The organism is Microbulbifer maximicatervae (SeqCode) (assembly GCF_052467385.1).
Map to the genome: position 1 here is coordinate 2,940,013 of NZ_CP174311.1, position 25,127 is coordinate 2,965,139.

Genomic DNA, 25,127 nt, shown 5'->3' on the forward strand with positions numbered 1-25,127 from the left:
TCGTTTTTGACGATGCTATTAAAGGTTGCGGGACACCCTGAGAGTAAGATTGATATAAGTACTACGTAAAATATTCGATTCATAATTTATAGGGCATAACGCCCGCAACACCGGGCCGTTTGGAGCGCAGCGGAAAACGGGTCCGCGTGCTTGCGTTTGTTATACGAAAACTGGTTGCTGGTTTGCATATCCCCATACCCTGTAACACCCATTTTCTAAGGAGTATGGGATATTGTACTTTTTCAGAACAGTTGCTATAAAGCCACTGAAGTCAGTAATTCTATCACTTAAAAGATTGCCCCTTCGCTCTCTTTTGAATGGGTCAATATCCATCCACTCGATACAGTTAGATTGACCATAGCGAACCCATTCCCAATCAAGCAGCGAAAACCCAGGCATTGCCTCTAAGTCTCGTAGATATTTAAGCCTTACTTGAGGCTCGAAATCACTGTTACTTGTAATGGCATTAGCGAATTCTCGCCACTTTGTTTTGTTCATATACGAAACAAGGCGCCGCTCTTCAATAAATTTTAGTGTTTCTTCGTTCATTGCCTACGTATAACGCCTGCCGCACAGGCGAGCAACTTGTTGCGAGTCCAGCGCACGAAGTGCGCGATTGTGCCGGCACTTGTTAAGTGCTTTAGATCCAGTCATGGGCAACAGCCATTAATGCAACAAATGTAGTAAGTAGGTTAGCGATAATTGTGACCCCATGAATTACATGAATATACTTTTTACCTTTGAATGCTTTTAGAGAGTACACAATAGAAGCGAAAGAAAGCATGAAACAAAAGTATATTGGCCAGTACCAATAGTCTGGCGGGCCAAAATCAGTAAATTCACAGGCCACCACTGCATAAGCAAAGCCAATAAGCGCGATTATTCCATGTGCTGACTGTAAGAATGACTTCGAATTAGCGTAATAGAAAGCAGATATGAATGGGTAGAATATCAACAGAACCCATACCTGCCTTATTACATTTATCTGATAGTCACTCATAACTTCCACTGCCACTTAACGCCTAGCTCACCCGCGGAGGCGCGATAGCGCCGGAGTCGGGTGCAGCGTTTTGTTAGTTACTCTTAGCAGAAAGAAATTGCTCGAAGGTTAATCCTACCGCATTAGCAACCTTACCGTGTCTATCAAATTCTACCTCGACCCAGGCTTCACATACAGTGTTGCAAGTACCACCGCCCCACAGCGAAAAATACACTTTATTATCATGGCAGAATTCTGGAGATGCAAGATACGGCCTTTTGGGGTCTATTCGTGGATAGTTCGAAACGTGATTCTCAATAGGTGACACCATAATTGAGTGCTCATCACCCACATATATTACCTGTTGAGAAATTACATGGGACTTTGTTTTGTGGCCAAGTAGAGCCTCAAAGGGTAGATCATTTTCTCGAACGTTTGGGTCGATAGACGTAGTGATTGTTTGCAACTTAAATCCCTTGCAGCTTATTTCATCAATGTCCTTTGCAGTTTCGAATACTCTTCCGCCGATATTCAGTTCATCAGCTCCTGCGTAGACTGAAATGGACAAAACCACTAACGCGACTAAATTTCGCATCTGTACCTCCTTACGCAACTAACGCCCGCAGTTGCGGACGACTTGTAGCGACGAAGGAGCGGAAAGGCGTTCCGGCAACCTGCGCTTGTTATGTTTAATCGATGGTATATACAAGACCGCACCCTTTTGATTTTGCGTAATCTCTCGCTGACGTTAACAATTGTAAAAAATCGCTCGCACCAGATATTTTTAAATCTCTTAATTCAGAATTTGATAAATACCCTATTTTTGTCGATTTGTTTCCCGTATCAAAATCAGCACCATAACCAGAAAATATGCGCCTGCCTGTTATGGAAAAAATATGCTCTATCTCTGATTCAGTGCACCACACATTTCCCAAACTTTCTGGGAACTCATGATGCTCACCATAAAAGTCAAATACATACTCAATAAACTTATCGATATATCTAGCTTGCGTTACATCCATAGGTTCTAATTCTGAACCAAAGTTTAAAGAGTCTACATAGTTCAACACTTCTTCAGACAGGCCATACCATAAGCTATCCCTGTAAAATTGGAGTAACTTACTGAGATTACCTTGTATCAGGCATTTCAAACCATCTGGAGAGCCTAGGTATATTTCAAGATATCTATTGACCATTCACTACCCAAGAAACATAACATTTATATAGTAATCATTCTGATCACTATTATCCTGATTACTATCCTGGAATCAATCTAACGAAAAAACACACAAAACCCAAGTAAAATCAATATGTTATCCATCCTTCAGAACCATTGTACCAAATGGAAAAACGATCACTTTGACTACTATCCCCATTTTATACGAGTTCCCTAATCCATTGAAATACAATAGGTTTTCAAACATTCCGGACCTAGGCCAAAAATAACGGTCAAACTGATCGAAAATCCTGATGACTCCCAGTCAAATGTTCATTAAACTGTTAATCCATACAGTATCCGGACTGTAAAAATGGACGACATCCCTATTCCGCTACCCCAGCGACCATCCCGCTTTATGGACCGTTTTAGAGCTTTTATACGGTCTCGCTATTTGGCATACAAAACAGAAAAGACATACTGCTTTTGGGTGAAGGACTTTATACGATTTCATGGGATGCAACATCCGCAGGAGCTCGGAAAAGCTGAAATAGATAAGTGGTTAAGTCACCTTGCAGCCAATCGTAATGTGTCAGCCAATACTCAAAAAACCGCTTTGAATGCAATTATCTTTCTCTATAAGCAGTTTCTGGATATTGAATTAGGGCAACTACAGTTCGAAAAAAGCCATCGGCCTAAGCGGTTGCCTGTTACTTTTAGCCATGAAGAAGCAACCTCCGTATTAGAGCACCTTAGCGGTCCAAATAAGCTTGCTGCTTCATTAATGTATGGTTCGGGCCTTAGAGTTATGGAAGCTGTGCGGCTTAGGGTACAGGACATTGATTTTAGTGATCAATGCTTGATAGTACGCGAGTCCAAGGGTAAGAAGTGGCGAAGAACACTACTGCCTCGGTCTCTAGTTAAGCCCCTCAAGGTGCAAATAGCACATGCGCTTTCTCTACATCAGCAGGATTTGGCTGAGGGCTATGGGTATGTCTATTTGCCTTTTGCTCTGGCGAAAAAGTACCCACAAGCAGCGACGAGTGCTGCTTGGCAGTATGTATTCCCCGCTCGATTTCTATCGCAAGACCCTCGCAGCGATATGATGCGACGGCATCATATTGGCGAACAGCAAGTTAGGCGGGCCGTTGCCAAGGCCGTTTCGGCCCTCAATATTCGTAAGAAGGCGAGCTGCCATACATTTCGCCATTCGTTTGCCACCAATCTTCTGCGGGCTGGTACTGATATACATAATATTCAAGAGCTACTCGGCCACAACGATATCAGTACAACCATGATTTACACCCATGTTATAGGCGTACATGAGCGCGGTGTTACCAGCCCTCTTGACTAATTTCGGCCCCCGGCAGCTATGTCTTTGGGTGGTAGCTGGCTTTGGGCCAAGCCTTGTTGATTTCATCTGCCTGAAGCTCAGCATTAAAGTGTTCCCAGGTAATGCCATTAATGTCAGTTTCTGCGGTAAATGTATCGGCACCATCTGATTCCCAGCCTAGATGCCTAAGCGTTCCGCTTTCACAATTTGGATCATGGCGAATCGATAAGTTAACAGTGGCAGTTCGCCATAAAGCATATTCATTGGGCACATGCACGCAGGGAGCAGTATTTAACCTTCTACTGTAGTCGGCAACTGACTCTTCTATCTGATTAGTCGACAGTGCTATATGAATTTTATCCATGGGCCCTACCTTTATTGATACTTGTGTTGATATCTATATTTTTTAATTACTACCACTCGCCCCAGCTTCCAGCTGCTCCTGTACCTTATCCAAATTAAAAGATCCGGGTACCTGGCTGGGTGGATACTCTTTCATCGTTTGCAAAAATTTTGATGCGAGTTGCTGCATGGGAACCAAGACAAAAGCCCTGTCTATAAACCAGTCGTTATAGGTGTTCGAGTTGTGTTGGGCTTTTTCGAAAGGATCTTGCCTCAAATTGAACAGCAGTGGCACTCGTAATTCAGTAAAGGGCTCTCGCCAGACTTCAAAACCCCGCCCGCGATTTTCCAGGAAAATAGCTTTCCAGGGTTCGTAGCGCATAGCTACAATTTGGCCGTCATCATTTACGTAGATAAATTCTTTTCTTGGTGAAAGTTTTGCTTTGCCAGTGAAGTAATCCATCATGTTGTAGCCATCAACATAATTTCTGTACTCGCGCCCATTCAGCTCGACCCCTTCCTTGAGCTGTTCCTTGATATTCGGGTTCCCCCCGGCCGCAGCGAGAGTCGGCAGCCAGTCTTCATGGGAGACAATACCTGTCAAGGTAGTACCCGCTGGAAATTTGCCCGGCCAGCGTACAAAGGCTGGCACCCTATAAGCTCCTTCCCAATTGGAATTTTTCTCACTGCGAAATGGCGTAGTTGCAGCATCAGGCCAGGTATTGAAGTGGGGGCCGTTGTCTGTGGAATAAAACACGATGGTATTGTCGGTGATATCCAGGCGATCGAGCACACTTAGCAGCTTTCCTACCAGGATGTCATGCTCAACCATGCCATCCATATACTCATTGCTGTTGGGGCCCGCAAGGTTTGTGTGCTCCTCTCTGACATGAGTGCGAAAGTGCATCCGGGTGGCGTTCCACCAGACAAAGAATGGGGTCTTAGCCGCGTGTGCACGTTCGATAAAGTCGATAGCTGCCGCTAGGGTTTCATCATCGATGGTTTCCATCCGTTTCTTGGTAAGGGGGCCGGTATCTTCGATTGGTCCGCCGGCCTTGGCCTTAATCACTCCTCTGGGGCCAAACTTCTTACGGAATTCTGGGTCTTTGGGATAGTCCCGGTTCTCAGGCTCTTCCTCGGCATTCAAGTGATAGAGATTGCCAAAAAATTCGTCAAAACCATGGTTGATGGGCAGGTGTTCGTCCCTATCCCCTTGGTGGTTTTTACCAAACTGGCCAGTGGCATAACCCAGGCTTTTCATTACTGTGGCGATAGTGGCATCACTCTTCTGCCAACCCTCTTTGGCACCTGGAAGCCCCACTTTAGTCATGCCAGTGCGCACTGGAACATTACCCGCTAAAAAAGCCGCGCGGCCTGCTGTACACGACTGCTGGCCGTAGTAATCGGTAAAAGAGAGCCCTTCTACCGCCAGCCGATCAATGTTGGGCGTGGTGTAGCCCATCATGCCACGACTGTTGAAGCTGATATTCCAGATGCCAATATCATCTCCCCAGATCACCAAAATATTGGGTTTAGTCTGCGCGAAGAGGCTACCAGGGGAAAGGGATACAGCAGCCAGTACAACCAAAAGGAACAGTCGGAGACAGGATCGGGAGATCAGGAGCATTACACACCTCGATATTGGCAGGCTCAATACACCGCTTTAAGACTAGTCCCGGTAGGCGGGAACTTGAGGAATCACCGGCCCCAGGCTTGACTGATCCTTCGCTTCTGGCGGAAACACCGTCCGCCAGTCCTTCGCCATATCTACCACCAACCAGCCATTTGCCTTAGCGGCTTGTAGCGCTTTGTCCAGGCGCCCCACTGAGGAGTTCTTATCGTATGCCCATTCTCTTTTGGCATCGGTATGATGAATCAGCATGGCAAAACGCGGCCCCTTAGCGGCGGTGGTCCATTCCAGCATTTGTAAATCACCATCGGAATTGCCTGCGGCAAAAACTGGCCTCCGGCCAATCACGTCATTGATTGCGATAGGTTTCCCCTGTTTATCGGTGAGGAAGGCCAGTTCATCTAATTTCACGATATAGGGATGCCCACCCCCATTTTCATAGCGGGACTTTAGGCGACTGCCGATAACCTGCTCTGGGGGGGTTCCATATAACTCCTGGGAAAACACTCGGATAAAATCTGTGCCGCCCCCCGACACAATGTAGGTTTTAAAACCATTTGCTCTTAAGTATTCCAGCAACTCCAGCATGGGCTGGAACACCATCGCACTGTAGTGTTTGCCAGTTTCCGGGTTCTTAGCACTCTTGAGCCATTGGGCAACAGAGTGCTGGAAGGCATCCGTACTCAATCCCGCATGAGTCGCAGTAAGCATTACTTCCAAACCTTCCCTGCCTTGCCCCAACAGGTTTGATAAATTGCCCTTTAGAATCGAAGCGAATGGCTCTTGGGTTTTCCACTCTGGGTGTTGGGGCGCTAGCCTTTTAACCTCATCAGCGACATAGAGAAGCTGGAAGTACACGGGCTTCTCGGACCAGAGGGTGCCATCATTATCAAATACCGCGATACGTTCACCAACAGGTATAAAGTCGGCGCTGTCCTTACGGGTAACCTTGTCAACAAAGGCCATAATTTGGGCTTTAACGCCATCTTGCCAGGATGGCAAGGGAGAACTGAGTGCCGGTAAGCTGATTACCAAAACCAGCAATACACACCCTCGGCTCAGGACAACCCTAAATTTCCAATCCAGCATTCTGGCCCTCTCACAAAATGACATTTACGGCACATGAACTAATCTTTTGGCCTAGGGAGCCTCTGAATAACTCCCTAAGATAAGAACTCATCACAATAAAAAAACCGTGATAAATATAGCTGGCACTAGCCTCATCCAAATCAGCCTTATCTGTCTCGTACTGGTGGCCTGTGGTAACGAAGAGCCGGTTGATACCCAACCTCTCAAGCACCAGGATGAAGCAATCAGCTCAGAAGCCACTTTCGTGGGCTCCGCGCAATGCGCCCTATGCCACAAAGATGAGGCCGGTGCCTGGCAAGGTTCCCACCACCAGCTAGCAATGCAGGCCGCCAATAGCGACAGCGTTCTAGGTGATTTCTCCGGGGTGGCATTTGAATATCTGGGGCAGAAATCTCACTTCTATCAAAAGGAAGGGCGCTATTACGTACGCACTGATGGGCCCAATGGAGACCTCCAGGACTATCCCCTTGCCTATACATTTGGTGTCCACCCTTTACAGCAATACTTGATTGATTTGGGAGGCGGACGTCTTCAGGCACTGAATATCGCTTGGGACAGCCGGGATAAATCTGTCGGTGGCCAGCGCTGGTTCCATCTCTATCCCGATCAAGCGATAGACCATCAACACCCCCTGCACTGGACCGGCATAAACCAGAATTGGAACTTTATGTGTTCCGACTGCCATTCCACCAACTTGCAAAAGGCCTATAACCTACAAACCGATAGCTACCAGACATCCTGGTCAGAGATCAATGTTGGTTGTGAATCCTGTCATGGCCCGGGATCGAGACACCTTCAGTGGGCAAAAACACAGAATGAGACATTGCAGAATAAAGGGCTTGCCCCACATCTTATTGACCCAACCCAACAGCTCCGGGAAATGGATCTGCAAACGGGGATTGCCAAGCTTGCGCCATCGGCAGCCATCCAGCGTGAAATAACAACTTGCGCCCAGTGCCATTCTCGGCGGAGTACCCATTTACTGGGGGCGCAGGCTAACAGCGAATTACTGGATCATTTCAACCTCACACTTCTGCAAGAGCCTCTCTACCACGCAGATGGCCAGGCCGATGGCGAGGTATTTGTGTACGGATCGTTTCTGCAAAGCAAAATGTACGCTGCAGGTGTTACCTGTAGCCACTGTCATAACCCCCACAGTCTACAACTGAGAGCAGCTGGTGATGCAGTTTGTGCCCAGTGCCATATGCCGGAGCGATTTGCCCGTACTGATCACCATCTGCACCCCACTCAAAGCCCCGGTGCCCGCTGCACAAACTGCCATATGCCGAAGAAAAATTTTATGCAGGTGGATGGACGTCGGGATCACAGTTTCCGCATTCCCCGGCCTGACCTTTCCGAGGCGCTGGGCACCCCCAATACTTGCAACAGCTGCCATCAAGATAAATCGAGCCAGTGGGCGGCGAAGATATTGGAAGACAAATACGGCTCACCTCCCCCTCACTACGGGCAGACATTGCACGCAGCTATGCGCGGGGATAGCGAGGCCGATAAGATGTTAATGGAGCTTATTCAGGACAGCAGTCAACCGGAGATTGTCCGGGCCAGCGCAATCCGTTTGTTACCGCGCTACCTGACGATAAATTCCGCTCAGTTACTCCAACAAATTGCCCAGGGCGAAGAACCCTTATTAAACCTGGCCCTTGCACAGTCTCTGGATGAACTACCGGAGCAATTGCGACTGATGATCGGTGTACCGCTGCTTTTCAGTAAAATGGCCGTAACAAGGTCGCTGGCTGCCAATGGCGTTACCGATGCTCAGATCGGGACCATGCCCGCGCAAGTACAGCAGCAATACTCCAAGGCCCTTAAAACCTATACCACCTCAGAATTATTCAACAGCGACCGGCCGGAATCCCTGGTAAACCTGGGCAACCTTCATTTCCAGAGAGGAAATACGCAACAAGCGGAAGCCTTCTATCGCCGGGCAATAATCAAGGCCTCCTACTACACACCCGCCTATATCAACTTGGCCGACCTTTACCGGGCAAGTGGACGTGAAACCGATGCGGAATTATTACTTAGAGGGGCACTTTCGAAGAGTGAGGAAAACACCGTAATCCAGCATGCCTTAGGCCTTTCCCTGGTTCGTCAGAACCGTCACCAGGAGGCAATGGGTTTTCTAAAGGCGGCGGCTGAGCATGAGCAAACCCAGAGTCGCTATCTCTACGTATATGCCATAGCCGTTCACTCGGAAGGCAACAGCGAACTCGCCCTGGATATTCTAGAAGACGGCTATCACCAGTTTCCGCAGGACCTGGATATTTTGCGCGCATTAATTTCTATTAGTAGGGAATCCGGCAAGCGGAAAATTACACAAAAATATGAAGCACTTTTAGCCAGCAAGCGCTAAAAATCATAATAGAGACTTAACCTAAGAAGCCTTTCAGTAGGCAGCAGACCAAATTCACAGGACTCACAGCCCCTGAAAAACTGGGCTTGCAGTCGAGTACTAAAATGCTCAGTCCAGTTCTGAATCAATTCCAGGTTGTGGTACTGGCTCTTGTCATCCAGGTTGTATTGCACACTCTGGCGATATTGAAATTTCTTATCCAGCCGGGTGTTACCCCACATCAAGAACAAATATTCCTGCCGTAGTTGTCCGGTAGATAAAAGGTTAAAACTATCGGAAAGAAAAGCAATCGCCTCATAAACCTGCGCGCTGTTCAATCCGTTCTTTGCGCTATCTACCTGCGTTTGAATCAAATCCCACTCGTCATCATCGAATCCATGCTGGTTATACAGATACTCCGCAGTAACATCCCATCCCCCGTTGAAACTGAGCTGAGTGCCAAGCACCAGCTTCAAATAACCATCGTCCTCTGCTGGGATATAGGAAAGTTCGCCCGGTTGAGGTAACTCCCGCTGATGTTCCCAAGCTCCCTCCAACCTGAGTGTGGCACTGTCTCCAGCCAAGGTACTCAACCCGAGAGCGACATTGGTTGCCTCCCCCTCTATCTGATGCAATACCAAGCGGGTATCCAAGTCACCTTCACGATTCACCACGAGTGCGTACTGAAACTCATGGTCATTTACGCTAGTGTCAAAGTGACCATCCAGATCGTCCTCAACCTGAGCCATATAAATGCCGGTGTTCCAGCGACCATAGCGGAAATCGAAATTGGCCATATCCCAGCCCAGTTGCTGGGTAAGTTCATCGGCATCCAGATTGGGGCGATCAAAAGTGGCTTTTAAAAGATTTGCCGGAGACCAGTTGTAACCGTTGCTCCACTGAGGTTTTATCCGACCGACGTTAATACCAAACCTTCGGTTGTCAGTGTAAGAAGAGAAATACCCCTCTAGCAGATGGGATTCTGTCTCTTTTTCAGATGTTCCAGTCTCATTAGACCGATAGTGCTCTATCGCCGCGAACCGCGAGTAAACTGAGAAGTGTGCTCCCAGGGAGAACTGGCCACTGAGATCCAGAGCAAGCAAAGACTCTTGTTCATCAAAGACAAACAGACCCGGATCGAAATAGAGATCATCCCGAACTTCATTCTGCTGGTGATACCCGAGTAACGAAGCATCAATGTCCCAAACAACTCGAGAAACCCCTTCCTCAGTGCTCACTTCATCGAAAAGTTCCGAGTTGGTCTCGAAAGGATCTTGATAGTCTTCGGCACTGGCAACTTTTTCAGCAAAAGCGAGAGGAAGGAGTACAAATGGGAGAATTTTCCTGATTCTAATAACCATTACCTACTCACCTCAGTTCAGCCTGCCAAGGGAGCCTTTTTGGAAAATTGCCGGGTCCAGACTCTCAAGACGATAGTCATCGAACTTCATCCAGGTATAACTTTCGTCAATGAGTGCATCCACCAAGAGTAATTTATGCAGTTTCAGCTCGCCTTCAAACTGCTTGAACTCTTTATAATGCGCTGTTTTAAGGAGGCGCCCGGAGCGAGTATAAAACTCCCCCTTTAAAGGCAGGTTTCCCTCAGCCTGTGCCATCCATATTTTTACTTTGTCATAGGCAACACCGGAGGATTTTGCCGATAAATACAGCACCCAGTAATCTTCCCCATCAACAGTTTCCTGCCCTTGTAGCTCTGCGGTGTAATCCCGGGAGAAATTTGCCCCCACTACATCACCGTTACTGGTCTCGCCAATTAACCGCTGTGAGGGCGCAATCCGGATAACCCTGCGCGTACCGGGAATATAGAGCCACATATTGGCGCTCTCTTTTAGCATTGCCCTGCCCTTTTCCCGGGCGGGTGCCAAAAACTGGATCAGTGATTGCTCATTAAATACTTTGACACTGAGCTTATTGGTGCGGGGCTCCTTGTCCTTTTTGTAGCTGATATTGGTGATATCAAAGCTAAAACCCTGATCCCTGAACCCGCGAAAGTCATCCAGTTTATTAACCAGTGACTCAGCCGAAACCGATGCATAACTTGAGTAGCTAAACAACAAGCAGGCTATCGCCAACACCCACCCATAAAAAGAATTCAACTTATACATAGAAGACCCAAATCAAGTAAACCTAAGTGCTTTTACTACCGGCAGCCGGGATGCTTTTATCGCTGGATAAAGGCTGGAAACAAGTGAAATACAAAAACCCAACAGGAATGTTTTCAATAAGATATCCGGCACGACAAACACACGGATAGGATAATCCTGGGTACTACCCGGTGGCCGGGGCATCATCCATTCTGCATAGGTAATGCCCTTGGCTGCCAGTGCACCAATCAGTAACCCCAGCAAACTTCCGATCAAACCGAGAAATACCGACTCTAGTAAAATCAGGTTTACAACCTGCCGGGGAGTACCGCCCATTGCCCGGATAGTACCCAGCTCGCGGGTGCGCTCCATGACTGCCATCAACATGGTATTGGAAATACTCAGCGCGACGATTACCAACACAATGACGGTAATAAAACCAAAAACTCCGTTAAACAGGCCAACAACCTGATGATAGTAACCCGCCAGTTCTTCCCAGCTTTTTATTTCTAGGTTCAAATTGTTCTGCTCAAAGACACTGGCCAGAGTCGCAATTGAGGTAGATGTAAGTTCGGTCTCCTCCAGTAAAACCACTAGCCGTGTAATATCTGACGTATAGAGCAGTTCCTGAGCCAGAGGCAAATTCACCCTGAGCAAGCGATCATCCAGTTCCTTAACACCGGTTGTGATTACCCCCATCACCTGTACATCGACAGCATTGATTGCTCCATCCTGGGTGCTTGCCAACAGGGTCAAGTAGTCCCCAATCTGAACATCCAGAGCATTGAACAATCCTTCTCCAAGGTGGGCAGCAGAAATATCCTCTGGAAATAGATCGTCCCCTTGAACAATCTGAATTGCAGAGGAAAGCATCACTTCTTTCTCCGCATCGATACCAATTCCAGTGATGGCTATCGATTGCTTGCCATCACTAAGCAGGCCATTGAAATTAAGGCGAGGCGCTACCACCAACGTATCGGTTTCATTTTCTACCAGCTCGGAAATCTTTTTGAGCTCCCCATCAGCAATCAGGTATTTTTCCGGTTCCGCTTTGCCAAACTGGTTGTAGCCTTTGGCATAGATTTGTATATGACCAAGCTGCGAGCGGATCATACTCTCCCGCATCCCCTCATACATCGACTGTACAAAACCGCCAAAAATAATCAGGCTGGTACAACCGAAAACGATCGCAGCCAAGGTAATCAGGCTGCGGCGCCCGTTACGCATAATATTCAGCAGTGCAACTTTCCAACCCAAGCCCATGACTAAATACTCCGAAGCGCCAGCTTGGCTTTAGCGGACCAGTCGGTATCCGACTCGGCCACCTTCCCCCAAAGAACCCGGGCATCATCGGGCTGTTTGTTGCGCTCATAAGCCTGGGCCAGGTAGAACTCTACAAAGCCGAGAAACTCTTTACCGAACCGATTGCCCACCTGTTCCCTTACCAGCTCCAAGTCTTCAACAGCGTAGCGCGCTCTTTTTAGGAAGGCCGGCATATTGGCACAGCTGATTCCCCGCTGAAGGCGGGCGCCCAGATTGAATGGAGATTGTTTAACAGCCCGGTCCATCATGCGATTGCCTCGTCTGGAGAACAGCGATAGTTTTGCCAATCGATCAAGGTAGAAGCTGGATTTAAAGGAAGTTGTCGATCCCAATGCAGCATTGAGTTCGGGGTCATCCGGGAGACTCTCCAACAGTGACTGCATCAGAGCCTCTAACTCCTCAACATCCTGCAACTCTGCATCTTCCATCGACGTAAGGCGCGCAAGCTGAGCCAAGTAGGCCTGCTTTCTCTGCTCACTGGTCGTTTCTCCATTAACAGCAGCAAACAGCGCTTGCCTTTCACTATTGGTGAATGGAATCGGAGTTGGATAGACGAAGTCTTCAGCCAAAGCTGGTGCAGAAATTAAGAATACAACTGAAATAGCCAAAGCCGCTCTAGTTAGCGGGCCCCTAGCCAGCAACATTTTCATGATTGCTGTCATGCAATAGCCTCCTGAACAATACCTTGAGGCGAAGCTGTATCCTCTACCAAATGACCATCTCGTACCGTGATAACACGGGATGCCAAGCTGGTTACATAATCATCATGGGTGGCTACGATAAAAGTGACACCCTGCTCCCGGTTGAGCTGCTTCATAAGGCTCATAATGCTCTCCGACGTGCGCGAATCCAGATTGGCTGTGGGTTCGTCCGCAAGCACCAGATCCGGCTTACTGACAATTGCCCTGGCAATCGCCACTCGCTGCATCTGCCCCCCCGAAAGCTGGGTAGGACGCTGATTAACCAACTTGGCAAGCCCTACTGCTTCCAGAGCGTCTAACGCTAGTTGCCTGGCATTGTTAGCCCCCCGCAGTGTCAGCGGATACATCACATTCTCAAGTGCTGTAAGCACGGGAATCAGGTTAAAAGACTGGAAAACAATCCCAATATGACGACCTCGGAACAGGGAGCGCTGATGCTCTCCCAAACTCCCAAGATTAACGCCATCAATATGAACTGATCCGGAATCACACTGATCCAATGCGGATAGAAGATTCAATAATGTGCTCTTACCACTACCGCTGGGCCCTTTTACAGCCAGAAACTCACCTCGATCGATGGCAAGATCTATATCCCGCAAGGCGTCGACCCAGAGATCGCCCAATCGATAGCGTTTTGAAACACGCTTAAGCTCAACCAACATTAACTTTTACCCAGGGTGACTGCCATTTGCCCCAGTTGCTCACAAGAGGTTTGCATCGTGGCAGGACAAGGAGCCATTGCTATTGCTTTTTGGTAGTAATCCCTGGCCACTGCCAAATCCTCAGTGCCCTCTCCAGCTTTCACCCAGTAGGCATTAGCCAAAGACAAATACACCACCTGCTGCATAGCAGCCGGCAATAGATCGGGCTCTGAATCCATCAGATTCTTAAACCAGGCTTCATCTTCGAACACCCGCTCAAAGTGGCCGCTTACTTCTCCTACATAAGAAAAAGTAATCAGCCGTATCAAGCGTACATTAAAGTCTGAATCGGCACTGAGACCCGCTTGATCCACCTCATCCATCGCATGCCGTAGACGGTAGAGCTTGTAAAGACCCATCGCAGGATCAAACATTGCACCTGCGCGCTTGCCCTCATTGGAGTAATACGCTGCACGTATCAACATGTCGTCTGGACGCTGTTGATACGCGGCTTCCAGCAAGTGTGCAGCCTTTTCAAGCTCGTTATGGTGACTAAATAACTGCCCAAGCTCCAACATCAAGTCGGGGTCTGTACTATTTTCACCAATCTCCTGCTGGAGAAACTCCACCTGCTCCATCTCGCCTTCTGAATAGGCAATCTTGCCAAACTCGATGGGAGCAGCACCTGAAAACCAGGCAACAACATTTCCAATAAAAAAACTACTGATAAGAATGGTAAGTACTTTTTTAAACATTGACTGCTCCCGAAGTACGCTAGACTTCTTCCGAGTTTTCAAGTAGTTGACCATCCATTTCCCTTAGGGTGGTATGTTCGTCGAAAACAAGATTTTCAGGGCTCATCACCCCCGGGTACAACTGCTCGCAAATTAGAATCACCTCGACAATATTCAGGGAATCTACCCCGAGTTCTGCAATGGGTGTATCTGCATCGACAGCATCAACATTCAGCATAAGAGCTATTTGCTCACATAGCTCTTGTACATTGCTTTCTACAACTGCTGTAGACATATTTACTCTCCGGTAACATTTCCTATTTTTAAGTTATTAAATCGCAGCAAGTAGTCCAACGTTAAAGTAAAAACACAAACATGCTGCTCTCGTTCTGAGTATTTTTGCTGCTGTTTTATGGCAGCAGAACTGATCATGGGCGGTATATAGAACCAGACTTTTGCAAGCCAATGGTGTCCATAAAAAAACACCCGCTGAAAAGATTCGTAAACATTACAGATAGGTTTATCACTTATTGAAAGTGCCGGGGGTATTACACCCTCATCTCCCGAACCACCAACAATCTCCACCATCTTGCTGGTATTCATTGCCAGTATATTGAGTAAAAACTGGGCAAAAGGCAGATAGAATGTCTGGAAGATATAATCTTCCCTATCGAGACTTGATTCTGAGTCCTGCCAGGCTCGATCCAACTCTTCCTGTACCATATCGGTGTAACTTTGTAGATCGATCCCTTCTACGACTCTATTTTTATGAGCCGTATTAAAGATCTTTGCCCGCTTCTCCTGATAGCCAACTGTTAAAGGCAGGCTTTGTCTACCCACTTTTAATTTGGTGCCGCTTGACTCCGCCAAACGATTGGCAATATGAGCATAAAAAGTGGTATCAACAGGCGAGAAAAGCTTAGAGGACACCTCAGGTAAACTGTTGAAGAGTTTATCGGTAGTTTCTTCAGGAGTCACCAGGGCTGCATCAAATGACCCAGATTGATGATGTTCAGCAGAGAGCCAAATAAGCTCTCTGGCTGATATAACAGCATCATCTTCAGGAAAGAGCATTTTAACATTCTGCAAAAGGCTCTTTCTTTCTATGGAGAAACCAAAATACTCAATTTCAATTAAATAGTGGCAATCTACCGTATCGGCACCAACAGCAGGAAATAATGATAAATCCTGACCAACAAATAGACGATCGTCCTTCAGGTAATAATAAAGGGGAAATCGAAACGCCTTGCCAACTTGCAAGTGAAAAGTGTTTTTATCACTTCTCTTTATAGTTCCTAAAGATGTCCAATCTTCGCCATGCCCTGCTCCCCAGTCGGTATCATTTAAAAATGAGCTCAGTGAAACCTCTGCACCGACGGGCAACAGTTTTTCTCGCATCAGGGGAGTTTTTCCTTTGCTAGGTCTCATGCAACAGCCCCCTCAGGTTGCGGCACCAAAGTTGTCAACCAGCTGGAAATAGGCTTCGCCGAAGCAGAAATAGCTGACATATGAGTAGCTCTGGGCAACTCGGTGAGTCCAGCCTTAATACTGGGCGAGAGATACCAGCTCAATACGGTGTGGAGCACGTGGGTATCAAGCACTTCGTCCTTCTCACCGACAAAAAAGTGGCAGGGTACATTTAAACTCGCAAAGAGATCCGCGTATCTCTTTACGTTATAGGCACTGAGTAAGTTAAACGTGCAGTCCAGAACTCGCCCCTGATTCCCCGCTGCTGATCCCACCGGGGGAAAGCTCAGCACTGATAACTTCCTCAATGGGGGGAACAAAAGTGCCAGCCAATATTTCAGCATTTTTATTTTTGGCAGATTCTGATCACCAGCCGATGCCCTAGGCCGCGTATAGTGACGCTTCCTTCCGTAACGAATGTAATACTCAAAGCCAGATGCTGGAATATCGTACTTTCTTGTTTCCTCTGACTGAGTCAGCGGCGGTGCTATCGCAAAAAAACCTGCAATATCTTTACTGCCATATAGGTGCAGATATTTAAGTGCAACCAATGATCCCGCGCTGTGCCCCCCAAGAACGAAGGCCTTAGCCCCTCTTTTTTTGAGGTGTTTTAATAGGTCGGCAAGATCGTCTTGCAGTTGGTCGGAATAATCGAGATCCCCCGGAACACCTTCACTCTTGCCATGGCCTCGCCAGTCCGGCAGACACACACTAATACCGTTACGATGTACCATCCGTCCAAACATCAGATACCACTGGCTACTGAACGTGCTCCCGTGCATGCAGACAAGCACCAAGTCAGATTCATCGCACGGCAACCACCGAAAGGAAAGGTTTTTTCCATCCCGCGCCTGAAAGAACTCCTGAATCACACGACCTCCGAATCCGCATGGGCAGAGTCTAATTCAGTTGTGGGCATAGCTTCACGCTGGTCAATAACCGAATCCATTATGCTATCCGGCTGACTGCGTGCAAAAGCAAGAAATACAGAAACCATACTGGGAATCGCAATATACTCCTGAGTCTGCACCCAGATAGATTTTGCTTTCTTGTTAACCTCAGCAAGTTCTTTATTGGAGTAGCTACCTGCAAGATCCATAACTTCAATCGTATCTGTGTGGAAGGACTCTTCCGATACAATAACACTCACTGGATCTGCCATATCCTCATTGACTAGATCTGTAAGCTTGATAGATAACTTCTCAAGCAACCAGTTGAGGTCAGCCCCATTCATATTTGGCTTTTGTAAAAGATCAGGCAGGGTAATAGCCTGCTGAACAACCATCCGGTTTGCCAGTTTAGGGAGGTCGAGTCGCGCCTGGACAACACTCAGGAAAACTTCAACCCAAAGTTTGATCCGCAGATCGATTCGCCAACCATCCCGGCCCTGGGTTCCCATCAAATATACAAAGTACTTATAGTGATCGGCACCGGACTCAAAGAAGCCTTCACTATTTCTGCGAAAATATCGATTCTGAGCTTTAAGTTCTTTTGCCGTTTCAACTAAAAGGCGTTGCAGGATTAACTCAAGGGCCATATATCCACGGCGCAGGTAACTCTTGCGTAGCCAGTACTCCTGATCCAGATAATTGCCTGACATATAATCCCAGGCACTCTCCAGGAAATAAGCAGCGGTATTGTAGGCCAGCAGAGGAGAACACAGTTCAGCAGAGTCAATAACCGGGTATACATTTGCTACATGGGCATAGAGGCCCTGGTAAAATTCTGTGACCACTTGATTCGCGATCGGTAATTCTTTTGCAAGCCGCTGCTGAGCTTCTTCACGATTATTGTCTGAGATATCGGTAACAATGTACTTACAAATATGGTCATTAAACAGGGCTATCATATCGCCCCCACCACTAAACAGAGGATCAAGGAACATCGAGGAAAACCCGGAGGTAGCCCAGCGGTCCTCAAAGATAAACTCATCCGCTCTATAGGCAAGCTGTCCCCAAGCCTCAAAATCAATAAGCTCGGCGTCTTCCAGAAGTTCCGAAATAGCTCTATAAGCCAACAGAAAATCTAGGAAATCTTGCTTCTTTGTGGGCGGCTTGTCGAATTTACTATTCTCGCCAACGATACCTACACTGGTATAGCCACCACTTAAGGGTATAAACCAAACCCAGTAACCATCTCCAGAAAAATGATTCGTTGAAAGAAAGCGTCCAAAGGCCTTCTTTCTCCAATTCATATCTCCCATGGAGTCGATATCCTGTATGTTCTTAAACCGACCCCAGGCAGAGAAGTGTTTAGGGACATTCTCAACACGGGTAAGCTTCTTATGCTTCTTAGCAACCCGATTTCGACCACTGCAATCTACTAACCAGCGGGCGTTAACCACTCCGCTAGCGCCATCTTCCATAAGCTCTATAGAATGGAGTTCATCACCTGGTTGTATGTTGAGATTTTTTGCTTTTACGCCCTGAATAACCTCTATGCCATTCGCCCTATTCATATCGACAAGGTCGGATTCCAATCTGGCCCGGTCAATTTGAAAAGCTGGATGAGGCGGAATGCTGGTGGTTCCGTGCTCACTCATCTCTGTTAATGACAGTGTATGCTCAGGGTTATCGTAGAAAAAACGCAGACCATTTTTAGGCAAGTGATTCCTATAGAGATAATTCACCAAGCCCAACTGCTTCATAAAGTAGTGGCCGGTCATCTCCACTGTCGCTTCACCAACTTTGGCCTTAAACTCAGTATTTGCCTCAACAACCAATATGGTTAAAGCACCATCATTGAGCTTAAGTTGACGGGCCAGGGTTAAGCCAGCCCATCCACCACCGATAATCACTACATCGTAATTGGATTCCAGCTGATCAAGCTTGTTCATGAGACAGCCTCCACATTTGACAATAATGAACTCCAGGAGGAAGCGTCCATTTCACAAAAAGAGTCCTGATCCTGAAGGATATCCAGCACCAGCTTGGTACGGGGTAACTCATTGCGAATATAGAATTTAGCACTGACAATTTTCGAGCGATAGAATTCCTCATCAGTATCATTCAGGTCCTGACTCAACTTATCTGATGACGCACATGCAGCCTCCAATAAAAGCCAGGCCAAGGTTATATCACCAAGCATATGTAGAATACGTGTGCTATAGGCAGGGATTTTGAACATTTCTTTTGTTTTTACCCATACCTGCACAGCTTTCAGTGCTGCCTCGAAATGTCCAAACGAGGTCTTTAAGCGCTCAAATTCAATCTCAAACTGAGGGTAGTCCGTGGCCCGATCGAGGAAATTGTCAATTTCTGCCTGGTAGAATTGGAATAGCTTACTGGAGTTACCCAATCCTAACTTATCCCGGATCAAGTCCTGGCTCTGGATATAATTCGTTCCCTCCCAGATTGCCAGCACTTTAATATCTCGGGCATATTGCTCTATACCCAAATCCTTGAGATACCCCTGACCACCACAGGTTTGAATTGCCAGTTCACAGATACGCCAAGCCTGGTCGCTGATATAGGCTTTAACAACTGGAGTTAGCAGGTTCATTAAACCCTGGTAGTGAGCAATGCGATCCTTTTTGTCTTCCTGCCCCTGGTAGATTTTGACTAAGCTCTCTGACAATGTCAGTTTAGCAATCAGTGCTCTACAGCCCTCTACCTTGGATTTCATTTCCAACAACATACGCTGGACATCGGTATGTTCAACGATATTGACCCGGCTTGCGGTAGAGCTAAAGCTCTCGTGAAATCTCTTGCCCTGTAAGCGCTTTGTCGAATAGGAAAGTGCATTGTAGTAGGCTGAGGAAGCCATACCCAAGGCATAAACACCTGTGCTGATTCGTGCCTGATTCATCAAGGTAAGAAACTGCAACAAGCCTACATTCTCACGATTCCCCAGTAGGTAAGCTCTACAGGGGCCATTGTCACCAAACCGAAGGTGAGTGTTTGCACACCCTTTAAAGCCCATTTTCTCAGCTAGAGAAATGCATTCGATATTATTAAACCCACCGAGACTCCCGTCCTCTTCAACCCAGTACTTAGGCACAATAAAGCAGGACAAACCGTAGGTGCCCGAACCGCTTTTTTCGCCACGACCCATAACGAAATAAATGGTGTTTTCTGTCAGGTCGTGCATACCGGCACTTATCAGGTATTTTTCGCCCGTTAACAAATAAGTGCCATCTTCCAGTTTCGCAGCGCGAGTCTCTACAAGGGACACATCACTTCCCGCCTGGGGTTCAGTGAGGCAGAGACAAGATGTCCACTCTGAGGTGGCTAATTTGTCCCTAAACAGGTCTTTTTGCAGATCGGTTCCATATTTTTCCACCAAGGTGGAGGACGGCAGGCAAAAACCACCATAAGTCATAAAACTTGGATTTGCCCCCATAAACATTTCCAGGAGCATTTGCATTACAAAGGGCGGAATAGTTGTATTTTGTTCGCCCTCAAATGAGGAGATATTCCCCCAGTCATCCTTAAACCTCTGCCACATCTCAGGGAATGCGCTCGGGAGCTTCACTTTCCCATTCTCTAACTGGCATCCCTCTCGATCTGAATCCTGGTATCCCGGCCCGAGAACCTCATAAGAGAATTTTTTAGCCCGAACTAAAATTTCATGGAGAATCTCTGATGAGCACCCTTTAAACATCTGGTCGCTGAACAGAGTTTTAGCTTCATGGAACTGTTCTTCAATAAGGAATTTAAATTCTCTTATATCAGTTTTATAAATATTATTATCCATGCCTTGCTCCTTGATATTCCAACAGCGTACGCCAACTACCTGCCCCTAATACCCAGTCAAATATCTGGTTGTGTCTTCCCCGGTAAATCCTCTTGGGATACCTTAATGCCTCACGAATATGCGAAAGGTAATCCTGGCCTAGAGTGTCACCCAGGTGCTGGGCGGAACTAAAATCTATATAGGCGTCTTCCAACACCAATTTCTCAACATTTACCAGTCTTGAAAGAAATCCCTGAAAATTGGGCGAAGGAATATCTATTTTCAGGCAACCTACCCTGCCGCCCCCCCCTAGAGTTAACAGCCATAGATCAGTCACCTTTTCCTCAATGTAATAACTGATCAATTCAGAGAGAGGTTTAATACTCAAATAGTGCCAGCCGTCCTCTTCAATACTGGGTAACCATGAGGCCTTATCGCTGTGCGAAAACCCTTTCAGGAGCCCCTTGGCCCATTTCGAGCGGATATCAAAGGATACTACTCGAGTATCATCACTAGAGCTGGTTGAGATTACCTGCCTAATACTCTTTACTAAATCTGGTGCGCCAGATAAAGATGGCGCTTGTGAGAGAATATCGCAGCTGGATATTTGACAGAGATGTGTTTCACAATACTCTCGACAGATCCAGGTAGCCGCCACACCTACAAGAACATCTAAGCCATCTTGATCAGGTCCAACTCCAATTCCCAATGAATCCAGGCACTCTTGTTGCCGCTCTTTGCCCAGTTCGAGATTTAAGATCAAAGCTTCGGCTTCACTACACTTTGAAAAACTCAATACTGCAGCATGGAAGCTGGTGCAGGCGCTACCCACAAATCGAATATTATGCCCACCATCTTCAAGGTCTGCTATAAACTCTACAATCCGACTATCCTGTAGAACATTAGCCTCTCCCGCAGAAACTACATAGATAAGTTCTGGTAACAAATCATATTGATCCAGGTGTCCTCTCAAGGCATCAAGTAATCGATCAACCTGCCCGCCACTGTCTACCCATAGGTTTTTAATAAACATCTTTATGCTGTCCCGTCCATGGTGTTTATTGTTATATCACCGAAACCGCACTCGATAAGTAATTTAGAAAGCCCCTCAATTAAGAGATCATGGCGATCAACATCCACTGCCAACCTGATTTTCAGCTGGTTTGTTCCCGCTTCAAATGGGTGGCGAACCAAGCTATCTTCAATAGCTATATATCGTTTTCCCTCTCTAACCAATATTGCTTCTTCACCAGCCAGGTCATGAAGCATTAAAACGGTGTCTTGTAATAGAGCACTTGGCATACGCCCACCAGCGGGCATCTGCATTTTTATCAAGATTAAATCTATATCCAGTTCAGAATCTTCAAAGTATCGCAGAATATCCAGCAGTATTTGATAGTGCTCTGAATGATTCAATAGCACCGGGCTGGAATTAACTGGAAGGCTAGATAATGCAAGATAGTCCTGCTCAGTACTCAACGGCAGCATTTGTGCTAAGCAGGATTTCAATGTGTCCGGATAGGGGTTACGTTCGAGACACGTTGATAGCTCAACAGTCTTCATCACGCGGCCTCCATTAGATAGAAGTGACTTTGTTCATCAACGGTAACTTCTACAGTGCAATAATAGCCATTCAATGCAATCGAACAGGCCAGAAAATTTTCTTGCTTGTCAAAGCCTTTTTCAGCGCCTTGGCAAATAATATTCAGCCAGGGATCACTACCAAAACAATGCCCCCATCGATCATGCAAGTCTGGTAACTTTTGATTGGCCGACAACAATTTGGAGAAAATTTGGCGAATATTCTCTGGAAAGAACGGCAAAGATAAAGTCAGGTCATCTCGTCCAACAGCCATTTTTCGGATGACAGTGGCAAATTCCGGAGTTGTATTATAAGTAATCGTGCAGGATGCATTAAGGTTTATACTGTCAAGATCCCGCACTTCAAACAACAATGTACAGAGACCAAAACCACTATCGCCCCAATTTTCATTTTCTCGCCAAAACGTTAGATCTAAAACATTGGCGTCAAGAATGCTTACCATTAAGTAGCGCGATTCCGGATTTTGTGCCAGGTAATGTCGAAGACTATAACCCCAAGATGCACATTCATAGGTATTAACAAAACTGGTAACTGGCGCTCTTGCATTATCACCGTAATTGAAGTCCTGCTCACTAATCGCCGATGAACTCAAAGGAAGTTCAATCATGGTAGAGCATAAAAAATGGCGATCTATTTGCGAATCTTTTATCTCTGGAGCAGCATCTAAGACACTATCTGTCTGTCTTCGGATAATCCTGGCAATATCACCAAAGGCAGTTGATACATCACTACTGGATGAGACAGTGATACCTTCTATAGGGATAAAAGCTGCAGATCGTAAATACAGGCTCATACCCGCAGCCCCTTAAATTTGCTATATATCTCAAAGAAGCACCGATATGAACTGCCTTCCATTTTTGTGAAAGCCAACAGATCGCGCTGTCGATTCACGGATTTGATCTTTCCTGACAAGACCAGGTTCAGCAAAAGCTCATTGCTGGTAAATTTCGTTGCCAGTACACGGTTTACACTGTGCATAGAGAAAGTGGTTGCAGCTACCTGCTCATTACACAAATAAATTAGATACTCTATATGAGCCTGATCTTCGCTGGTTAAATGAGCTTCTTTACAGTCATGTAGCCAAAGCACAAAGTGCATTAGTGATTTAACAAAGCGCGGGCGAACCAGTGTTAAAAAACGATTGACGCTACCCAACCCACCTTTGCTCAACAACATGTCTTTGGTAATTGATACTTTACCCTTACAATTTCCCAGCTGTAAGGTGCCATTTAAAAACGGCTCTCCTACAGTACTCTGCCGTAGTTGGTTACAGAGTTCTGGCGGCAACATCACTGTCAGGGGAAAAGGCCTTCCCGGTTGCTTGGTAACTACCATGGCAAAGCCAAGCTTATGTGCCTCAATGCCGTGGATCTTGTCGACATTCAGTAGCATGTCGCTATCAGTTTCAACCAGCTCTGTCTTCCAACCCATAAGGCTCGGGCCGCCGGGGTCTGTCATAAGGAAGTGGCCGAAAATCCCCTGCTCCACCCATTTATTGACCTGGGCAAGCTGATCATCTGTAGCAGTCAGGCTCAACATAATCGAGCCAAATAGCCCGATCATGTTGTGAAAGTGATTATCCAGTCCTTCATCCCGGACAGTGTCAATAATTTGATCAATAACAAAGGTCTGCTCAAACTGCTCTAATGGCTGCTGAACCGAAGCGTCCCTAAGTGGTGCAAGCTCTGTCAAAGGATCTTCGATAATCATTGATGCATCGAATAGCCGAGCACAAGAATTTTCTAACAGCGATTTCAATGTGCTGGGCACTGGTGAAATACTGGATAATTGATTGAGAACAAAACCACCTACAACCGATTGTATTTCCATGATCTACTCCACCAGATAAGAGTTCGGAGCCGGCAACTTGAGGAAAGGTGCTACGGTATAACTTGCGTTATAGGCACCACATCCATCAAATATGACTAAGTCCCCTTCTCGAAGGTCAATATTGTTGACTTCCCCAATCACATCTTCCTTATTGCAAGAAGTGCCTACTAAAAGGACTTTCTGCCCCTCATCATTCCCTTTTAGAGGAGTCCCATTACGCAAAACATGAGGTTGCTGGAATCGTTTAAAGGTACTTTCCGTTTTTGCCAACAGGAAATTTTGGGCCATTCCCCCATCACATACGGCGTACTTGTCACCGTTAATGGACTTTTTATAGCGAACTTCCGTGACGAAATAACCGGCTGAGCCCATAATTGCTCGACCACTCTCGTGAACCACCTTGATATGATCAGGAAATTCAGCAATCAAATTTCTATATTGCTCAAAATCAAACTCCTGCTCCCACCAATTGGGGTCAAACCCACCACCTAGATTGGCTAATGACAGAGGGTATTCCAGTATTTCCTCAAACTCATAAACAACTTGTAAGGCCACTTTAGCAGTATCGAAAGCACCTTTATTAAAGGAGTATGAGCCCCTGAACAAATGAAAACCTAAAACTGGAATCTCATGTTTCTTGCAAAAATCCAAAGCCTCAAGGCAGCCATTCCAGTCGAAACCAAAATGATCTTTTCTTAATCCCTTTTGACTCCTATCAAAGTGGCTCAAGATTGAGGGGTTAAGCCTTAAAACGACAGGGTTTACTGGCCGCCTTGCCTTCAACTCCTCAACCAAAGCTAATTGATTCAGGTTGTCGATAATTAAATGGCACTTACTCGCAATGGCAGCGCGTATAAAGGCCTTATCTGCCGATGGGTTATTGACAAATCGGGGACTATTCCCTTTGGGAAGTAGATTTAGTTCGCCTATAGATGCAATCTCAATACCGTCTTCAAAGATGTGCCCACAACGAAGTATTAAATCAAGACAACTATTGGCTTTTAGAGAGTATATCAATCCCGTGCCCAGAGCTTCCTTCAGCTGCTTGTAGTTATCGTGAGCAGTTTTAACGGAATAGATATAACAAGGTGTAGATAGCTGTTTCTTATTTTGGCCCAACTGTTGAACCAGCGCATCTGACAGTGCACCCATAACTCCCCCAAGGGTTAA

Annotated in this window: 25 protein-coding genes; 2 read left to right on the forward strand and 23 right to left on the reverse strand. The window is 46.6% G+C overall.

Translation table 11 applies throughout. The features are described from left to right. Positions 1 to 159: 159 nt before the first annotated feature. From ACJJIR_RS12410 to ACJJIR_RS12425, 4 genes are all read right to left on the reverse strand, one after another. Positions 160 to 549, reverse strand: coding sequence for a DUF6678 family protein (locus ACJJIR_RS12410; protein ID WP_444905580.1), 390 nt, complete (start codon positions 547 to 549; stop codon positions 160 to 162). 91 nt (positions 550 to 640) lie between these two features. Further along, positions 641 to 1,015, reverse strand: a complete 375-nt coding sequence (locus ACJJIR_RS12415) for a hypothetical protein (protein WP_444905581.1) — start codon at positions 1,013 to 1,015, stop codon at positions 641 to 643. Positions 1,016 to 1,073: 58 nt separating this feature from the next. Then, positions 1,074 to 1,574 (reverse strand): hypothetical protein, encoded by a 501-nt coding sequence (locus ACJJIR_RS12420; protein WP_444905582.1) that lies wholly within the window; start codon positions 1,572 to 1,574, stop codon positions 1,074 to 1,076. A 94-nt stretch (positions 1,575 to 1,668) separates the two neighbouring features. Continuing rightward, positions 1,669 to 2,175: a hypothetical protein gene (locus tag ACJJIR_RS12425; RefSeq protein WP_444898107.1), complete on the reverse strand. Its 507-nt coding sequence runs from the start codon at positions 2,173 to 2,175 to the stop codon at positions 1,669 to 1,671. Positions 2,176 to 2,553: 378 nt separating this feature from the next. Here ACJJIR_RS12425 and ACJJIR_RS12430 point away from each other — a divergent pair, with 378 nt between their 5' ends. Next, on the forward strand, positions 2,554 to 3,489 hold the full coding sequence (locus ACJJIR_RS12430) for an integron integrase (protein ID WP_444908421.1): 936 nt from the start codon (positions 2,554 to 2,556) through the stop codon (positions 3,487 to 3,489). A gap of 16 nt (positions 3,490 to 3,505) precedes the next feature. Here ACJJIR_RS12430 and ACJJIR_RS12435 read toward each other — a convergent pair whose 3' ends face one another. The 3 genes from ACJJIR_RS12435 to ACJJIR_RS12445 are packed head-to-tail and all read right to left on the reverse strand — an operon-like array spanning position 3,506 to position 6,529. After that, positions 3,506 to 3,832, reverse strand: a complete 327-nt coding sequence (locus ACJJIR_RS12435) for a VOC family protein (protein WP_444905583.1) — start codon at positions 3,830 to 3,832, stop codon at positions 3,506 to 3,508. A gap of 42 nt (positions 3,833 to 3,874) precedes the next feature. Further along, a complete protein-coding gene (locus ACJJIR_RS12440; protein ID WP_444905584.1) occupies positions 3,875 to 5,437 on the reverse strand; it encodes an arylsulfatase in 1,563 nt (520 codons plus the stop codon). Positions 5,438 to 5,479: 42 nt separating this feature from the next. Then, the gene (locus ACJJIR_RS12445; protein ID WP_444905585.1) at positions 5,480 to 6,529 is read right to left on the reverse strand and encodes an HAD family hydrolase; all 1,050 of its coding nucleotides are present in this window, start codon (positions 6,527 to 6,529) and stop codon (positions 5,480 to 5,482) included. Positions 6,530 to 6,635: 106 nt separating this feature from the next. On the opposite strand from ACJJIR_RS12445, the gene ACJJIR_RS12450 reads away from it, so the two are divergent. Then, on the forward strand, positions 6,636 to 8,900 hold the full coding sequence (locus tag ACJJIR_RS12450) for a tetratricopeptide repeat protein (protein ID WP_444905586.1): 2,265 nt from the start codon (positions 6,636 to 6,638) through the stop codon (positions 8,898 to 8,900). Here the strand turns inward: ACJJIR_RS12450 and ACJJIR_RS12455 are convergent. The 16 genes from ACJJIR_RS12455 to ACJJIR_RS12530 are packed head-to-tail and all read right to left on the reverse strand — an operon-like array spanning position 8,897 to position 25,109. Next, entirely contained in the window at positions 8,897 to 10,240 is a 1,344-nt protein-coding gene (locus ACJJIR_RS12455) for a hypothetical protein (RefSeq protein WP_444905587.1), read from the reverse strand. The two genes, ACJJIR_RS12450 and ACJJIR_RS12455, sit on opposite strands and share 4 nt — an antisense overlap. Before the next feature lie 12 nt (positions 10,241 to 10,252). Then, positions 10,253 to 11,005, reverse strand: a complete 753-nt coding sequence (locus ACJJIR_RS12460) for an outer membrane lipoprotein-sorting protein (protein ID WP_444905588.1) — start codon at positions 11,003 to 11,005, stop codon at positions 10,253 to 10,255. Positions 11,006 to 11,017: 12 nt separating this feature from the next. Continuing rightward, complete coding sequence (locus tag ACJJIR_RS12465) at positions 11,018 to 12,247, reverse strand: ABC transporter permease (RefSeq protein WP_108732871.1); 1,230 nt, start codon at positions 12,245 to 12,247, stop codon at positions 11,018 to 11,020. 2 nt (positions 12,248 to 12,249) lie between these two features. Then, positions 12,250 to 12,969, reverse strand: a complete 720-nt coding sequence (locus tag ACJJIR_RS12470) for a hypothetical protein (protein ID WP_444905589.1) — start codon at positions 12,967 to 12,969, stop codon at positions 12,250 to 12,252. Further along, a complete protein-coding gene (locus ACJJIR_RS12475; RefSeq protein WP_444896901.1) occupies positions 12,966 to 13,670 on the reverse strand; it encodes an ABC transporter ATP-binding protein in 705 nt (234 codons plus the stop codon). Before ACJJIR_RS12475 ends, ACJJIR_RS12470 begins: the two co-directional genes overlap by 4 nt. Further along, positions 13,670 to 14,404 (reverse strand): tetratricopeptide repeat protein, encoded by a 735-nt coding sequence (locus ACJJIR_RS12480; RefSeq protein ID WP_444896900.1) that lies wholly within the window; start codon positions 14,402 to 14,404, stop codon positions 13,670 to 13,672. The genes ACJJIR_RS12475 and ACJJIR_RS12480 overlap by 1 nt, the downstream gene beginning before the upstream one ends. Positions 14,405 to 14,423: 19 nt before the next feature. Further along, the gene (locus tag ACJJIR_RS12485; RefSeq protein WP_413665416.1) at positions 14,424 to 14,678 is read right to left on the reverse strand and encodes an acyl carrier protein; all 255 of its coding nucleotides are present in this window, start codon (positions 14,676 to 14,678) and stop codon (positions 14,424 to 14,426) included. Between the two features lie 2 nt (positions 14,679 to 14,680). Beyond that, the gene (locus tag ACJJIR_RS12490) at positions 14,681 to 15,811 is read right to left on the reverse strand and encodes a hypothetical protein (protein ID WP_444905590.1); all 1,131 of its coding nucleotides are present in this window, start codon (positions 15,809 to 15,811) and stop codon (positions 14,681 to 14,683) included. After that, entirely contained in the window at positions 15,808 to 16,722 is a 915-nt protein-coding gene (locus ACJJIR_RS12495; RefSeq protein ID WP_444905591.1) for an alpha/beta fold hydrolase, read from the reverse strand. Before ACJJIR_RS12495 ends, ACJJIR_RS12490 begins: the two co-directional genes overlap by 4 nt. Then, complete coding sequence (locus ACJJIR_RS12500; protein ID WP_444905592.1) at positions 16,719 to 18,686, reverse strand: NAD(P)/FAD-dependent oxidoreductase; 1,968 nt, start codon at positions 18,684 to 18,686, stop codon at positions 16,719 to 16,721. The genes ACJJIR_RS12495 and ACJJIR_RS12500 overlap by 4 nt, the downstream gene beginning before the upstream one ends. After that, positions 18,683 to 20,545 carry an acyl-CoA dehydrogenase family protein gene (locus tag ACJJIR_RS12505; protein WP_444905593.1) on the reverse strand — a complete coding sequence of 621 codons (1,863 nt, stop codon included), beginning with the start codon at positions 20,543 to 20,545 and terminating at the stop codon, positions 18,683 to 18,685. Before ACJJIR_RS12505 ends, ACJJIR_RS12500 begins: the two co-directional genes overlap by 4 nt. Continuing rightward, the gene (locus ACJJIR_RS12510) at positions 20,538 to 21,557 is read right to left on the reverse strand and encodes a hypothetical protein (protein WP_444905594.1); all 1,020 of its coding nucleotides are present in this window, start codon (positions 21,555 to 21,557) and stop codon (positions 20,538 to 20,540) included. Before ACJJIR_RS12510 ends, ACJJIR_RS12505 begins: the two co-directional genes overlap by 8 nt. A gap of 2 nt (positions 21,558 to 21,559) precedes the next feature. After that, entirely contained in the window at positions 21,560 to 22,087 is a 528-nt protein-coding gene (locus tag ACJJIR_RS12515; protein WP_444905595.1) for a hypothetical protein, read from the reverse strand. Further along, positions 22,087 to 22,920, reverse strand: coding sequence for a hypothetical protein (locus ACJJIR_RS12520; protein WP_444905596.1), 834 nt, complete (start codon positions 22,918 to 22,920; stop codon positions 22,087 to 22,089). Before ACJJIR_RS12520 ends, ACJJIR_RS12515 begins: the two co-directional genes overlap by 1 nt. After that, on the reverse strand, positions 22,917 to 23,957 hold the full coding sequence (locus ACJJIR_RS12525; protein WP_444905597.1) for a hypothetical protein: 1,041 nt from the start codon (positions 23,955 to 23,957) through the stop codon (positions 22,917 to 22,919). Before ACJJIR_RS12525 ends, ACJJIR_RS12520 begins: the two co-directional genes overlap by 4 nt. A gap of 3 nt (positions 23,958 to 23,960) precedes the next feature. Next, positions 23,961 to 25,109: a type III PLP-dependent enzyme domain-containing protein gene (locus ACJJIR_RS12530; protein ID WP_444905598.1), complete on the reverse strand. Its 1,149-nt coding sequence runs from the start codon at positions 25,107 to 25,109 to the stop codon at positions 23,961 to 23,963. Positions 25,110 to 25,127: the final 18 nt, after the last annotated feature.

Coding starts and splice junctions, on each gene's coding strand:
- ACJJIR_RS12410 (WP_444905580.1), bottom strand. CDS start 549: ATGAACGAAGAAACACTAAAATTTATTGAAGAGCGGCGCCTTGTTTCG.
- ACJJIR_RS12420 (WP_444905582.1), bottom strand. CDS start 1,574: ATGCGAAATTTAGTCGCGTTAGTGGTTTTGTCCATTTCAGTCTACGCA.
- ACJJIR_RS12425 (WP_444898107.1), bottom strand. CDS start 2,175: ATGGTCAATAGATATCTTGAAATATACCTAGGCTCTCCAGATGGTTTG.
- ACJJIR_RS12430 (WP_444908421.1), top strand. CDS start 2,554: ATGGACCGTTTTAGAGCTTTTATACGGTCTCGCTATTTGGCATACAAA.
- ACJJIR_RS12435 (WP_444905583.1), bottom strand. CDS start 3,832: ATGGATAAAATTCATATAGCACTGTCGACTAATCAGATAGAAGAGTCA.
- ACJJIR_RS12440 (WP_444905584.1), bottom strand. CDS start 5,437: ATGCTCCTGATCTCCCGATCCTGTCTCCGACTGTTCCTTTTGGTTGTA.
- ACJJIR_RS12445 (WP_444905585.1), bottom strand. CDS start 6,529: ATGCTGGATTGGAAATTTAGGGTTGTCCTGAGCCGAGGGTGTGTATTG.
- ACJJIR_RS12455 (WP_444905587.1), bottom strand. CDS start 10,240: ATGGTTATTAGAATCAGGAAAATTCTCCCATTTGTACTCCTTCCTCTC.
- ACJJIR_RS12460 (WP_444905588.1), bottom strand. CDS start 11,005: ATGTATAAGTTGAATTCTTTTTATGGGTGGGTGTTGGCGATAGCCTGC.
- ACJJIR_RS12465 (WP_108732871.1), bottom strand. CDS start 12,247: ATGGGCTTGGGTTGGAAAGTTGCACTGCTGAATATTATGCGTAACGGG.
- ACJJIR_RS12470 (WP_444905589.1), bottom strand. CDS start 12,969: ATGACAGCAATCATGAAAATGTTGCTGGCTAGGGGCCCGCTAACTAGA.
- ACJJIR_RS12475 (WP_444896901.1), bottom strand. CDS start 13,670: ATGTTGGTTGAGCTTAAGCGTGTTTCAAAACGCTATCGATTGGGCGAT.
- ACJJIR_RS12480 (WP_444896900.1), bottom strand. CDS start 14,404: ATGTTTAAAAAAGTACTTACCATTCTTATCAGTAGTTTTTTTATTGGA.
- ACJJIR_RS12485 (WP_413665416.1), bottom strand. CDS start 14,678: ATGTCTACAGCAGTTGTAGAAAGCAATGTACAAGAGCTATGTGAGCAA.
- ACJJIR_RS12490 (WP_444905590.1), bottom strand. CDS start 15,811: ATGAGACCTAGCAAAGGAAAAACTCCCCTGATGCGAGAAAAACTGTTG.
- ACJJIR_RS12500 (WP_444905592.1), bottom strand. CDS start 18,686: ATGAACAAGCTTGATCAGCTGGAATCCAATTACGATGTAGTGATTATC.
- ACJJIR_RS12505 (WP_444905593.1), bottom strand. CDS start 20,545: ATGGATAATAATATTTATAAAACTGATATAAGAGAATTTAAATTCCTT.
- ACJJIR_RS12510 (WP_444905594.1), bottom strand. CDS start 21,557: ATGTTTATTAAAAACCTATGGGTAGACAGTGGCGGGCAGGTTGATCGA.
- ACJJIR_RS12515 (WP_444905595.1), bottom strand. CDS start 22,087: ATGAAGACTGTTGAGCTATCAACGTGTCTCGAACGTAACCCCTATCCG.
- ACJJIR_RS12520 (WP_444905596.1), bottom strand. CDS start 22,920: ATGAGCCTGTATTTACGATCTGCAGCTTTTATCCCTATAGAAGGTATC.
- ACJJIR_RS12525 (WP_444905597.1), bottom strand. CDS start 23,957: ATGGAAATACAATCGGTTGTAGGTGGTTTTGTTCTCAATCAATTATCC.
- ACJJIR_RS12530 (WP_444905598.1), bottom strand. CDS start 25,109: ATGGGTGCACTGTCAGATGCGCTGGTTCAACAGTTGGGCCAAAATAAG.